Consider the following 13285-nt stretch of genomic DNA (forward strand, 5'->3'; position numbering starts at 1 on the left):
CCGTAAGGCCGTCACGATCGGAGGTGGCGGAGCCGTCGCGGCCGTCGCGGGGGGCGCCCCCAGGGGCGGGGGGCCGCCCCCCCACCGGGGGGGGCGGGGGCCCGCGCCCCCCCCCGACGCGGGGCGGGGTGCGCGGCCGGAGATCCAGCAGCTGCTGAACGCGATGGACGGCATCGTCCCGGCCTATGTCTACGGACCGGCGATGGACATCCTGGCCTGGAACACCCTCGGCACCCGGCTCGGCATCGACTACGCCGCGATCCCCGAGGAGCGGCGCAACGGCCCGCTGCTGGTCTTCCTCGACCCCCGGCTGCAGGAGCTCCATCCGAACTGGGCCGAGGTCGCCGATGACACGGTGGCCGGGCTGCGCGCGGAGACCGGCCGCCACCCGGGCAGTTCGCGGGTGTGCCGGGTGACTCATGAGCTGCTGGAGCGGAGCGAGGAGTTCCGGCGGCGGTGGGAGGCGCAGGCGGTGCAGGAGCGGACGCGGGGCGTCAAGCGGTTCCGCCATCCGGAGGCGGGGGAGCTGGTGCTGCGGTTCGAGGCGTTCGTGCTGCCCGCGGATCCGGGACAGATGCTGTGCACCTACACGGCCGACGAGGGGTCGGCGACGGCGGAGGCGCTGAAGGTGCTGGCGGGCGCGGCGGCGGTGGCCTGAGGGCCACTGAGTGCTGATTTTGCCGCGGCCCACCTCCTTGACGCGACTGGAAACTTTCCTTACTTTCATTTCCTCCCACGGTGGCGCCAGTGGCGCGAGAGGGCAATGGAGGTCCGGATGTCCGGCACCGAGGGCGGATTCGTCCGCCGTATCGGCCTGTTCCAGTCGACCGCCATCAACATGAGCCAGATGTGCGGCATCGGGCCGTTCGTCACCATCCCCCTCATGGTCGCCGCCTTCGGCGGACCACAGGCCGTCATCGGCTTCGTCGCGGGCGCGGTGCTCGCGCTCGCCGACGGGCTGATCTGGGCCGAGCTGGGCGCCTCGCTGCCCGGGGCCGGGGGCAGCTATGTGTATCTGCGCCAGGCGTTCCAGTACCGCAGCGGCAAGCTGATGCCGTTCCTGTTCGTCTGGACGGCGATGCTGTTCATCCCGCTGATCATGTCCACGGGCGTGGTCGGGCTGGTGCAGTATCTGGGCTATCTGTGGCCGGATATGACGCAGACCCAGGGCGATCTGGTCGGGCTCGGTGTCATCGTCCTGGTCATCGGGCTGCTGTGGCGGGGCGTCGAGCACATCGCCCGGATCACGACCGTCATGTGGTGCGTGATGATCGCCTCCGTGGTCCTGGTCATCGTGGCGGCCTTCAGCCACTTCGACGCGGGGCAGGCGTTCACCTATCCGGACCACGCCTTCGAGCTGACCAGCGGTCACTTCTGGACCGGGTTCGCCGCGGGCCTGACCATCGGCATCTACGACTACCTCGGCTACAACACCGCCGCGTACATGGGCGCCGAGATCAAGGACCCCGGCCGCACCCTGCCGCGGGCGATCGTCACCTCGATCGCCGGGATCATGGGGATCTACCTGCTGCTGCAGATCGGCACCCTCGGCGTCGTCGACTGGCGCGAGATGACCGACCCCGACTCGGTGGCCGCCCAGTCCGTCGCCTCGGCGGTGCTGGAGGAGACCTGGGGGAAGGGTGCGGCCGACGTCGTCACCGTGCTCATCCTCATCACGGCCTTCGCGTCCGTCTTCGCCGGGCTGCTGGGCGGCTCCCGGGTGCCGTACGACGCCGCCCGCGACCGGGTCTTCTTCCGGCCGTTCGGCACGCTCCACCCGCGCCATCGCTTCCCCATGCTGGGCCTGGCCACGATGGGTGTCGTGACGGCGATCGGCTTCCTCATCGGCCGCCACACCGATCTGGCCACCCTCATCCAGCTGCTGACCACGGTCATGGTGATCGTGCAGGCCCTGGCGCAGGTCGTCGCCGTCACGGTGCTGCGCCGCCGCCAGCCCGGCCTGCGGCGGCCGTACCGGATGTGGCTCTATCCGCTGCCGAGCGTGGTGGCGCTGGTGGGCTGGCTGGTGATCTACGGCTACGCGGACAAGAACTCCCCCGGGCGGCACCCCATCGAATGGTCGCTCGCCTGGGTCGCGGCGGGGTGTGTGGCGTTCGTGCTGTGGGCGCGGATGGAGAAGGTGTGGCCGTTCGGCCCGAAGGAGATCAGCGAGGAGTACGCGGCCGGGGCCGACCCGGACACGGAAGGCGGCACCCGGGGCACGGGGGACGGCACCATGGGTACGGCGGGCGGCCCGGACGGCGCCGTCAGCCCCGGGGCGCCAACGCCTCCCACCGCACCGTGACCTCGCCCTGGCGCCAGCGCCGCGGGCCGTCGGTGAGCGGCCAGCCCTCGGCGCGCAACGTCTGGGCGCTGCGTATCCAGCGCTGACGCGCGCTGAGCGGCGCGTACGGGGCGGCGGCCGCCCAGGCGCGGTCGAAATCGCGCAGGAAGGTGTGCACCGGCTCGCCCGGCACATTGCGGTGGATCAGCGCCTTGGGGAGTCGTTCGGCCAGGTCGGAGGGGCGTTTCAGGGAGCCGAGGCGGGCCGCGAAGGTCACGGTGCGCGGGCCCGCCGCGTCCAGCGCGACCCATACGTGCCGCCGTCCGATCTCGTCGCAGGTGCCCTCCACCAGCAGTCCGCCGGGCGCCAGCCGGGCGCACAGCCGCCGCCACACGGCGGCGACCTCGCCCTCCTCGTACTGCCGCAGCACATTGGCCGCCCGGATGAGCACCGGGCGGGCCCCGCCGGGCAGCGGCACCTCGAAACCGCCGTGCGCGAAGGTGAGCCCCTCGCGCTCGTACGGCCGCGCGGCGAGCACGCGCCCGGGGTCGATCTCGACCCCGACGACGCGGGCCCCGGCCCGTACGGTCCGCAGCCGGTCCAGCAGCTCGACGGCGGTCCAGGGGGCCGCCCCGTAGCCCAGATCCACCGCCACCGGCGCGTCCGCGGCCCGGCGCAGCGCGGGCCCGTGCGCCGCCGCGATCCACCGGTCCATCCGGCGCAGCCGGTTGGGGTTGGTGGTCCCGCGGGTCGCCGAACCGATCGGGCGGGACGGCGGGGGAACGCGGGCGGGCATGGCGCTGAGCCTATGCCGGGGCGGAGGGGGAGCCGGTGCCGGGGCGGACGCCGAGTCTGTGGCGGGGCGGAGGGGGAACCCGTGCCGGAGCAGGTGGGGAGCCGGTGCCGGGGCGGACGCCGAGCCCGTGCCGGAGCAGGTGGGAAGCCCCTGCCGGGGCGGGCGGGGAGTGGCCGTCGGACATCAGAACGTCACGCTTTGGCAAAGCGGAAATGGGAACCATACGTTCCGGTGTTGACGCCGTGGAGGGAGCCCGCCCCGGCAAGGAGGTAACGCGAGGTGAGTCAGCACGCGTCCCGGCTCGGCGGCCTGCGAGGCCGGTCCCATATACCGTTCGGCGTCCCGTCCCACCAGCGGCTTCGTCGCATTCCACGGCGGCCGCGGCGGATCGCGATGCTCAGCGTCCACACCTCGCCGCTGCATCAGCCCGGCACCGGCGACGCCGGTGGCATGAACGTCTACATCGTGGAGCTGGCCAGGCGCCGGGCCGCCATCGACATCGAGGTGGAGATCTTCACTCGGGCCACCACCGCCGTGCTGCCCCCGGCCGTCGAGCTGGCCCCCGGGGTGCTCGTCCGGCATGTGGACGCCGGGCCCTACGACGGGCTGGCCAAGGAGGATCTCCCGGCGCAGCTGTGCGCGTTCACCCACGGCGTCATGCAGGCGTGGGCCGGGCACCGGCCGGGCCACTACGACCTCGTCCACTCCCACTACTGGCTCTCCGGCCACGTCGGCTGGCTGGCCGCCGAGCGCTGGGGAGTGCCGCTGGTGCACGCCATGCACACCATGGCCAAGGTCAAGAACGCCGCGCTGGCGGCGGGCGACACCCCCGAGCCCGCGGCCCGCGTCATCGGCGAGCAGCAGATCGTCCGCGCCGCCGACCGGCTGATCGCCAACACCACCGAGGAGGCGGAGGAGCTGGTGCGCCACTATGAGGCGGCGCGCGAGCTGGTGGCGGTCGTCCACCCCGGGGTGAACCTTGACCGCTTCCGGCCCGCCGACGGCCGGGCCGCCGCCCGCGCCCGGCTGGGGCTCCCGGCCGACGCGCTCATACCCCTCTTCGCCGGGCGCATACAGCCGCTGAAGGCCCCCGACATCCTGCTGCACGCCGTCGCCCACCTCCTGGAGGAGGACCCCTCGCTGCGCGAGCGCATGGTCGTGCCCGTGGTGGGCGGCCCCAGTGGCAGCGGCCTGGCCAAGCCCGAGGGGCTGCACAAGCTGGCGGCGCGGCTCGGGATCTGCGATGTGGTCCGGTTCCGGCCGCCCTGTGCGCAGGACGAGCTCGCGGACTGGTACCGGGCGGCGTCCGTGCTGGTCATGCCGTCGTACAGCGAGTCGTTCGGGCTGGTGGCCATCGAGGCGCAGGCATGCGGCACCCCGGTCGTGGCGGCCTCGGTGGGCGGCCTTCCGGTGGCCGTACGGGACGGGGTCAGCGGCACGCTGATCGACGGCCACGACCCCGCCGACTACGCCCGCGCCCTGCGCCCCTTCGTACAGGACCCGGGGCGGGTGGACCGGATGGGTGCGGCGGCGGCCCGGCACGCCGAGTCCTTCGGGTGGGACACGGCCGCCGCGGCGACGGCGGAGGTGTACACGGAGGCGATGCGCGAGCGGCGTCGCCTACGATCGGCCCATGGCTGACCGCAAGGCTGACCCCACGGCCGAGGCTGACCGCAAGGCTGACCCCACGGCCGAGGCTGACCGCAAGGCTGACCCCACGGCCGAGGCTGACCCCACGGCCGAGGCTGACCGTAAGGACGACACCGCGGCCGAGGCCGGCCGTAAGGCCGACACCGCCCCGGAGGGCGACCCCCGGGCCGTCATCGAGCGGACGCTGAACGACGCCGAACTGGAGTGGGAGAGTCCGGAGGACGGCACCTACGTCATCACGCTCCCGGGCACCCGCAAGCTGTCGACCACCTGCTCGCTGCGGGTCGGCCGGCACTCCCTCTCGGTCAACGCCTTCGTCGTCCGCCATCCGGATGAGAACCACGAGGCGGTCCACCGCTGGCTGCTGGAGCGCAACACCCGGCTGTACGGGGTGAGTTACGCGATCGACCAGCTCGGCGACATCTATCTGGTGGGCAAGCTGCCGCTCGTGGCCGTCACCCCGGAGGAAGTGGACCGGCTGCTCGGCACGGTGCTGGAGAACGCGGACGGCAGCTTCAACACACTGCTGGAGATGGGGTTCGCCACGGCCATTCGCAAGGAGTACGCGTGGCGTACCTCGCGGGGCGAATCGACGCGGAATCTTGAGGCGTTCAGCAATCTGACTCGGAATATCTGACTCGGAATGCGGCGAGGTGAACAACCGGGCCCCGGCCCGGTCTTCGTCCGCCCCCTCAACCTTTCCGCTTGACCTGCCGTCCGCCCTGTTGACCTACGTCCGCCCTCTTGACCTACGTCCATCCTGACGCGCCCCCTTCCGCGCGCCCCTACCCCATGGCATTCTCACGCCGTCTCTCACCTGAACTGCGTTCACATCCATGGAAGGCGGGGCTGGCTCATGGGCACGGAGATCGACAGAAGGCAGTTGCTCGGCGGTGCGATGGGACTGGCGGCGGGCGCCACGCTCCTGGGGGCGGGGGCCCCGCTCCTGACCGCAACGGACGCGGCGGCGGCCGCACCGCGTACGCCGGGCGGGACCCGTACGTCCGGCGGGACGGGCACGTCCGGCGAGGCCCGTACGTCCGCCCTCTGGCGTGAGTTCCGCGCCCACCCGTACACCCACCCCCAGATCCCCTACGTCGGCCGCGCCGGATACCTCGGTGGCCGCACGAGCTTCCCCCGCCTGCCCGTCGTCGCGGACGTCCGCGCCTTCGGCGCCCGGCCCGACGGCTCCGCGGACGCCGCCCCCGCGATCAACCGCGCCATCGCGGCGGCCGGCCGCCACGGCGGCGGCACGGTGTTGGTGCCACCCGGGACGTACCGCGTGGACGACATCATCCGCCTCGGCTACGACAACGTCGTACTGCGCGGCGCGGGCAGCGGCCGCACCACCCTCCACGCGACCCGTAACCTCACCGAGCTGATCGGCCCGTACGGCAGCCGCTACGGCGGCAACAAGTCGTCCTGGTCCTGGGCCGGCGGGCTCATCTGGATCTGCCCCGACGCCCGCTGGCGCTCCCTCACCGACGCGATCCGAGCCCAGGCGTGGCCGTTCGAGGGCTGGACCGGCAACCGGCGCGACGAGTGGCACACCCTTACCGACTTCGCCGCCCCCGCCCGCCGCGGCGACTGGACGGTGACCGTCGAGGACCCGTCCGCCCTGCGCCGCGGCGACCGCGTGCTGCTCCAACTCACCGACGACGACGCGCACTCGCTGCTGGCCCATATGGCCGGTGATGTCGAGGGCGCCGCCGACTACGCCTGGACCGACAAGACCAAGCTCACCTCGTACGTCCCCTACGAGTGGCCGTGCCGCGTCGTCGCCGTCGACCGGCGCCGCCGCCGGGTGACCCTCGACCGCCCGCTGCCGCTCGACGCCCGGCCCGCCTGGAAGCCCCGGTTCACCACGCTGGTGCGGCCGGTCACCGGCTCCGGGGTCGAGGGCATCACCCTCGACGTCGTCGAGACGCCGCAGTCGCAGCACCTGCTGGACAAGGGGTACAACGGCGTCGCGCTGCAGTGCGCATGGGACTGCTGGGTGGACGACGTGACCGTCAACAACGTCGACAACGGCTTCCTGCTCGTCGCCGCCAAGGCGTGCACCCTGCGCCGCACCCGGGTGACGGGCCGCGGCAGCCACCATCCTTACTGCTGCCGCGAGGGCTCGCACGACAACCTCGTGGAGGACTTCGTCCTGGCCCAGCGCACCGTCCCGGCCCCGACGGGGACACAGCTGCACGGGATCAACGTGGAGGGGCTGTCCAGCTACAACGTCTGGTCGCGCGGCCGGATGGAGATGGGCACCTTCGACACCCACCGCGGGATGCCCTTCGCCAACGTCCGTACGGAGATCACCGTGGACAACACGGGGTCGCACGGCGGCGACGCGAGCGCCGGTCCGCTCTACGGCGCGCGGTTCGCCCACTGGAACGTCACGGTCACCAATCAGCGAGCCGGGTGCGTCAGGATCGACGACATCGCGCCGTACAGCGCGACGGTCGGGATCAGCGAGGTCCGGCAGTTCGGCCAGATCGACGTCCCGGACTTCACCGGTCCGCTCCACTCCCGTATCGAGTCCTACGGCCACCCGGAGGCGGTCCACCCCCGCAACCTGTACGAGGCGCAGCGCGCCCTCCACTGAGACCCCCGCTGACACCACCCGCTGACACCACCCACCGACACCTCCCGTCGGCACCTCCCCGAAAACACGGTGAGAAACGCGGTGAAGAAATACGGTCCATGAGGGCTCTTCATGGTGAACCGGCTCCGGCGGCCGGGAACCATGAAGAGGAGACACAACGGTGCTCATGGACAATCCGTGGCTCACGGTGGCAACGGTCGTGACGGTGGGGGTGCTACGGCTGATGGGGGACGTCATCCGCTGGCTGGCGGCGGGGGGGGGCGGCACCGCGCCCACCCCCCCCCCGGGCGCGGAGGGTGAAAATAAGACAGGCCCGACACCCGCGGGCGGGCGGCGCGCGCGGGCCACCGGCCCCGCGCGCGCACGCTGGCCGAGTTGGTGAACAGAACGGAGCCGGGCACGGTCCTCACCGACCGCCGCCCCGACGGCGCGGCGCTGACGATACGGCGGCGGCCGGAGGAGCGGGGCGAGCGGGGCGAGCGGGGCGAGCGGGACGGGGGTCGATCGGAATGAGCGACACCGTCGAGGAGACCACGCGCGGCGGGCGGCCCGAGGAGGAGTTCGACGCCTTCTACGCCCGCACCTACCCCTGGCTGGCCGCCCGCGCGGTGATGCTCAGCGACAACCGGCAGAACGCCGAGGACGCGGTGCAAGAGGCGTACATCGAGGCGATGCGGCGCTGGCCCGAGGTCAGGGCGTGCGCCTCGCCCGAGGCATGGGTGACCACCACCATGCGGCGCAAGCTCTCGCGGGACGGGCGGCGCTGGTGGTTCCGCTGGAAGCCGGCCGAGATGACCGTCCCGGCCGCCACGACCGCGAGCGTGGAGGAGACCGCCGAGGCGCTGGCCGCCCTGCGCGCCCTCGGCACGCTGCCGCCGCGCCAGCGCCAGGTGGTCGTCATGCACTCGCTCGAGGGCATGAGCTACCAGGCGATCTCGGCTGAGCTGGGGATCTCCGTAGGCAGCGTCGGCAGCAACCTCCACAAGGCCCGCGCCCGACTCAGCCTGCTGCTCGACGTCTCCCCGGAACTCGACCGCGCGACCGACCGCCTCCTGACCCGCACCCCGAAGGACCCACTGAGCGCGGCCCTGTACGGGGCCGCGGAGTGGCTGTCGGCCGGATTCAACGGCGAGGACCGGGCGTTGCGGGGCGGTGCCGACGGCATTCGGGGGCGTCGATGATCGCCACCGCCCGCGCGCTCCTCGCCCTCGCCCTGCTCGCCGTCTTCTACGCGCTGATCGCGGCCATGGCGCTGCTCTGGGCGGCATTCCTCGTGGCCGCCTTATGGACCGCAGGAACGCCGGAGGCCACGACGCCGCCCACCACCGTCGTCACCGCCTGCGCGGCGCTCGCCCCGATCGTCTTCGGCATGGTGTGGGCGGTGATCCGCACCGCCCGCCCCGCCGCCCCGCGCGCGGACGCGGTGACGGTGACCCGGCGCGGGGCGCCGGAGTTATGGCGCAGGGTCGAGGAGCTGGCCCTCGACGTCGGCACCCGGCCGCCCGGCCACATCAAGCTGACCGCCGAGGTCAACGCCTCCGTCACCGAGGACGCACCGCTCCTCGGCCTGGCCCCCGGCCGACGTGTCCTCTACCTGGGACTGCCCCTGCTGGCCGGTCTGTCGCCCGCCGAACTGCGCGCCGTCCTCGCACACGAGCTGGGCCACTACTCCGGCCGCCACAGCCGCTTCGGCGCGGTCGCCCACCGGGGCGCGGCGGGCCTGGTCGCCGCCCGGCAGGCGATCCAGGACGCGTCGGCCGCGAACGACCTGGTGCGGCTGTACGCGGGCGTGCCGCTGCTGCTGCTCGGCCTCTACACCCACATCTTCCGCTGGCTCACCCGCCCGGTCCGGCGGCGGCAGGAGCTGGAGGCCGATCGCGAGGCGGCGCGGGTGGCCGGTCCGGGCGCCGTAGCCGACGCTCTGTGCTCCACGGCGGCGCTGGAGACGGCGTGGCAGGAGTTCCTCGCGGACTTCCTCGCCCCGATGCGCCGGGCGACGGGCCGGATCCCCGACGATCCGTTCCGCGCCTTCGCCCATATGGTCGAGGCGCCCGAACTGCGGGAGCCGATGGGCGCGTTGCGCGCCCGAGCCGTAGAGCGGCCCGCGGACCCGGATGACGCGCATCCGGCCCTGGCCGTCCGGCTGGAGCGGCTGTCGCGCCTGCCCGCGCGGGGGCCTGGAACCGGCCCCTTCCTCTCCCCAGAACCCCTCTCCGTACAGCCGCGGTACGCGGTCGAGTTGGGCCGCGTCCTGCTGTCCGGCCCGGACGCGGGCACGAGGGTGCCCTGGCGGGACTGGCTCACCGAGCTGGCGGAGCACCGCGCGACGCGGATCCTGACCCTGCTGGCGGAGGCGGTACGCGGGGTGGAGGAGACGGAGCGGATGGGGCGGCCGAAGGCGCAGCCGGACGGGGAGCCTGAGAGACTGGCAATCCACCGAGTGCTGCGACTGCTGGACGGCGGCCGCCGCATGCCGCTGGCGCGCGCACTCAACGCCCGGCTGCCCGAGGGCGAGCGAATGCCCCGTGGCGATCAGACCGAACAGGACCCACTCGCCCCCCTGGCCGGGGCCCTGGCCGTACTGATCGGGGCGCAACTGGTAGCGCGGGGGACCGCGTACTGGGCCATGAACTGGACCGGCCCCAGCATCCTCGTACCGCCCGACGGCATCGCCCCCGAGACCATCCGCACCTGGGCCGACACCGCCGTACGGCTCCCCGGCCAGACCCAGCGGCTCGGGCTGCACCTGGCCGCCCTGGGCGTGGACGAACGCGCACCGCTGCCCACGCCGACGGTGCCGGGGGAGAAGGCACGACGGATCAGCATCTCACCCGGTGTCACCGGCCCCGCACGCCAACGCATCACCGCCGTACGGGCGCTGGCACTCACCGTGTTGCTGGGGCTGACGGGGCTGACGTTCGTCCTATGGGCGAACCGGGACGAGCCGAGCTACCCCGGGACCCCGGTGACCCGCTGGAACGACCGCTACCAGCCGGGCGGCGGCACGGGCACGGAACCCACTCCGTTCCCGACGTACCAGCGGCCCACCTTCCCGGCATGGCCGACGCCTCCGGCGTACCACCTACCCTCAGGCTCAGTGCCGAGCATCCACATCGAGCCGGTCATCCCGAGATCCACCCCCTGATCCCCACCGGAGACAGCCCAGCCCGCTACGAGGAGCCCGCCCCAACCGCAGGCACTCCACCACCGGAAGCAGCACCAGCCCCACCATCGGAAGCAACACCAGCCCCACCCCCAGAGACGGCACCAACCTCACCAGCCGAAGCCGAAGCCGAAGCCGAAGCCGAAGCCGAAGCCGAAGCCGAAACCGAAGCCGAGGCTGCAACCGCAGCCGAAGCCGCAACCGCACCCACTCCACCCCCGGACTCCCCGGCCGCAGGCCGGCTCCGCAGGGCGCGCCCCAGCGCCACGTACCCCCCGGCCGCCACGAGGCCCACCACGGCGCTGGCCGCCCACAGTGCGTCCGCCCCGAAGCGGTCCATCACCGCCCCGCCCGCGAGCGGGGCGACGAGCGAGGCGAGGGACCACGACAGGGTGTACATCCCCTGGTAGCGGCCGCGCCCATGGGTCGGGGAGAGCCGGGCGACCAGCCCCATCTGGGTGGGGGAGTTGATGATCTCGCCGATCGTCCAGACCGTCACGGCCAGCGCGTACATCCCGACCGACCCGGCGAAGGCGGTCAGCCCGAAGCCGGCGCCGGTCAGCAGCGCGGACACCATCAGCAGCGGCGCCGGATCGCGATGTTCGAGGAACCGCGTCACCGGGATCTGTACGGCCACGATCAGTACGCCGTTCGCCGCGATCGCGACGCCGAAGTCCGTACTGGACAGCCCGTCCGCCCCCATCGCCACGGGCAGCGCCACGAACGCCTGCTGGATGAGGGTCGCGACCAGAAACGACAGCGCGACCACGGCCATGAACCGCCGGTCTCGCAGCACCGTGCCCAACCCGACCTCGCGCTCCGGCTCCACCGCCACACCCTCGGTGGCACGCTCCCGCTCGGGCCGGGACTCCGGAACCTTGACGAAGACGATGACCGCACACAGCAGCGTCATCCCGGCATCCGCCAGGAAGAGCGTGAGATAGCCGTGGCGCGCGATCAGCCCGGCCGCCGCCGCGGAGACGGCGAAGCCGAGGTTGATGGCCCAGTAGTTGAGCGCGAAGGCCCGCACCCGGTCCCCGGGCGCGACGATGTCGGCGATCATCGCCTGCACCGCGGGCCGGGACGCGTTGCTGGTCATGCCCACCAGACAGGCCACGACGGCGATGGCGACCGGGTTCTGGACGAACCCCAGCACGGCGACCGTGACCGCGGTCGACAGCTGCGAGACGAGCAGCGTGGGCCGCCGCCCCAGCCGGTCGGTCAGCACCCCGGCGACGACGGCAGACACGGCCCCGCCCAGCCCGTGCAGCGCGCCGACCAGCCCGGCGAACATCGCCGAATAGCCGCGATCCACGGTCAGGTACATGGCAAGAAAGGTGGCCACGAACCCGCCCAGCCGATTGACCAGCGTGGAGGTCCACAGCCACCAGAACTCCCGGGGCAGCCCCGAGACGCTCTCCTTCGCGGCCTGCCTCAGTCGGACGACGGACACGGACGACTCCCCCCGGTGAAAGCCACAGCCCTGTGAATACGACAGCCGGTAAGCCGCGCGCCCCATAGCGGCGCAGCATGTAAGTGGCACAACCAGCATCCGCAACTTACCGATACGGGCCCCCACCCCGCCAGTCAATTGACGGGGTCCGTCAACCGACCCCCTCAGACCGGTCCAGTAGGCTCGACGGCATGGCCGACGCACCGTACAAGCTGATCCTCCTCCGCCACGGCGAGAGCGAGTGGAACGCGAAGAACCTGTTCACCGGCTGGGTGGACGTCAATCTGAACGAGAAGGGCGAGAAGGAGGCAGTCCGCGGCGGTGAGCTGCTGAAGGACGCCGGCCTGCTCCCCGACGTGGTCCACACCTCGCTCCAGAAGCGCGCGATCCGCACGGCCCAGCTGGCGCTGGAGTCCGCCGAACGCCACTGGATCCCCGTCCACCGCTCGTGGCGCCTCAACGAGCGCCACTACGGCGCCCTGCAGGGCAAGGACAAGGCCCAGACCCTCGCCGAGTTCGGCGAGGAGCAGTTCATGCTGTGGCGCCGCTCCTACGACACCCCGCCGCCCCCGCTGGACCGCGACGCCGAGTACTCCCAGTTCGCGGACCCGCGCTACGCGACCCTCCCGCCGGAGCTGCGCCCGCAGACGGAGTGCCTCAAGGACGTCGTCGTCCGCATGCTCCCGTACTGGTTCGACGGCATCGTCCCGGACCTCCTCACAGGCAAGACGGTCCTGGTCGCGGCCCACGGCAACTCGCTCCGCGCCCTGGTCAAGCACCTGGACGGCATCTCCGACGCCGACATCGCGGGCCTGAACATCCCGACGGGCATCCCGCTCTCCTACGAACTGGACGCCGACTTCAAGCCGGTCAACCCGGGCGGCACCTACCTCGACCCGGACGCCGCGAAGGCCGCCATCGAAGCAGTCAAGAACCAGGGCAAGAAGAAGTAAGCCCTATTGATCAAGCCTCCTACCAGCGATTTCCCCGCCGGTAGGAGGCTTGGTGGCGTTGTGGGGCCGTCTCTGGGCCGTCAGCCGTTCAGTGCTGGACGTTTGCCGCGTATGGGCTGAGGTTCGGCCGCCCCGAAGACTGTCAGATCTATCGGTATGCTTATCGCGCTTCACCTGATCCTTCCCTGAACTCTGTGCGGGGGCTTGTGAGTTCCTAGGCTCCAGCTCGAAGAGCGGGCTGGCTGGAGGAGAAGGGGAGGTGGTGGGGTGAGTCTCGAAAAGGACAAGCCTCGCAGGTGGACTGGTGCCGAAAAATGGCAGGTCTGGCTTGCGGGCGCTGGCCTGCTCGTGGCTGTCGCTACCAGCGTGATGCAGTTCGCTCGATGA

11 protein-coding genes are annotated in these 13285 nt (G+C 72.2%); 9 read left to right on the forward strand and 2 right to left on the reverse strand.

Annotation, left to right across the window (positions count from 1 at the left end):
• Positions 1-658: hypothetical protein (locus ACFXB5_RS37350; protein WP_385216768.1), on the forward strand; the 658-nt coding region annotated here is incomplete at its 5' end.
• Between the two features lie 117 nt (positions 659-775).
• The gene (locus ACFXB5_RS37355) at positions 776-2305 is read left to right on the forward strand and encodes an APC family permease (RefSeq protein ID WP_385216771.1); all 1530 of its coding nucleotides are present in this window, start codon (positions 776-778) and stop codon (positions 2303-2305) included.
• Here ACFXB5_RS37355 and ACFXB5_RS37360 read toward each other — a convergent pair.
• Positions 2268-3080, reverse strand: coding sequence for a class I SAM-dependent methyltransferase (locus ACFXB5_RS37360; RefSeq protein WP_385216773.1), 813 nt, complete (start codon positions 3078-3080; stop codon positions 2268-2270). The genes ACFXB5_RS37355 and ACFXB5_RS37360 overlap by 38 nt on opposite strands.
• Positions 3081-3359: 279 nt before the next feature.
• Between ACFXB5_RS37360 and mshA the strand changes: the two genes are divergently transcribed.
• From mshA to ACFXB5_RS37390, 6 genes are all read left to right on the forward strand, one after another.
• The gene (gene mshA, locus ACFXB5_RS37365; protein ID WP_385216776.1) at positions 3360-4721 is read left to right on the forward strand and encodes a D-inositol-3-phosphate glycosyltransferase; all 1362 of its coding nucleotides are present in this window, start codon (positions 3360-3362) and stop codon (positions 4719-4721) included.
• Between the two features lie 181 nt (positions 4722-4902).
• On the forward strand, positions 4903-5367 hold the full coding sequence (locus ACFXB5_RS37370) for a YbjN domain-containing protein (RefSeq protein ID WP_385216817.1): 465 nt from the start codon (positions 4903-4905) through the stop codon (positions 5365-5367).
• 219 nt (positions 5368-5586) lie between these two features.
• Positions 5587-7329 carry a glycosyl hydrolase family 28-related protein gene (locus tag ACFXB5_RS37375; protein WP_385216779.1) on the forward strand — a complete coding sequence of 581 codons (1743 nt, stop codon included), beginning with the start codon at positions 5587-5589 and terminating at the stop codon, positions 7327-7329.
• Positions 7330-7704: 375 nt separating this feature from the next.
• A complete protein-coding gene (locus ACFXB5_RS37380) occupies positions 7705-7842 on the forward strand; it encodes a hypothetical protein (RefSeq protein WP_385216780.1) in 138 nt (45 codons plus the stop codon).
• Positions 7839-8510, forward strand: coding sequence for an RNA polymerase sigma factor (locus ACFXB5_RS37385; RefSeq protein WP_385216783.1), 672 nt, complete (start codon positions 7839-7841; stop codon positions 8508-8510). The genes ACFXB5_RS37380 and ACFXB5_RS37385 overlap by 4 nt, the downstream gene beginning before the upstream one ends.
• The gene (locus ACFXB5_RS37390) at positions 8507-10474 is read left to right on the forward strand and encodes a M48 family metalloprotease (protein ID WP_385216786.1); all 1968 of its coding nucleotides are present in this window, start codon (positions 8507-8509) and stop codon (positions 10472-10474) included. The genes ACFXB5_RS37385 and ACFXB5_RS37390 overlap by 4 nt, the downstream gene beginning before the upstream one ends.
• A gap of 25 nt (positions 10475-10499) precedes the next feature.
• On the opposite strand, the gene ACFXB5_RS37395 is transcribed toward ACFXB5_RS37390, so the two are convergent.
• Complete coding sequence (locus tag ACFXB5_RS37395; RefSeq protein ID WP_385216789.1) at positions 10500-11945, reverse strand: MDR family MFS transporter; 1446 nt, start codon at positions 11943-11945, stop codon at positions 10500-10502.
• 191 nt (positions 11946-12136) lie between these two features.
• On the opposite strand from ACFXB5_RS37395, the gene ACFXB5_RS37400 reads away from it, so the two are divergent.
• Positions 12137-12898 (forward strand): phosphoglyceromutase, encoded by a 762-nt coding sequence (locus tag ACFXB5_RS37400; RefSeq protein ID WP_385216792.1) that lies wholly within the window; start codon positions 12137-12139, stop codon positions 12896-12898.
• Positions 12899-13285 lie beyond the last annotated feature (387 nt).

Source organism: Streptomyces sp. NPDC059455, assembly GCF_042750115.1.
Lineage (GTDB): Bacteria > Actinomycetota > Actinomycetes > Streptomycetales > Streptomycetaceae > Streptomyces > Streptomyces endocoffeicus.

Coding starts and splice junctions, on each gene's coding strand:
- ACFXB5_RS37355 (WP_385216771.1), top strand. CDS start 776: ATGTCCGGCACCGAGGGCGGATTCGTCCGCCGTATCGGCCTGTTCCAG.
- ACFXB5_RS37360 (WP_385216773.1), bottom strand. CDS start 3,080: ATGCCCGCCCGCGTTCCCCCGCCGTCCCGCCCGATCGGTTCGGCGACC.
- ACFXB5_RS37400 (WP_385216792.1), top strand. CDS start 12,137: ATGGCCGACGCACCGTACAAGCTGATCCTCCTCCGCCACGGCGAGAGC.
- ACFXB5_RS37390 (WP_385216786.1), top strand. CDS start 8,507: ATGATCGCCACCGCCCGCGCGCTCCTCGCCCTCGCCCTGCTCGCCGTC.
- ACFXB5_RS37385 (WP_385216783.1), top strand. CDS start 7,839: ATGAGCGACACCGTCGAGGAGACCACGCGCGGCGGGCGGCCCGAGGAG.
- ACFXB5_RS37375 (WP_385216779.1), top strand. CDS start 5,587: ATGGGCACGGAGATCGACAGAAGGCAGTTGCTCGGCGGTGCGATGGGA.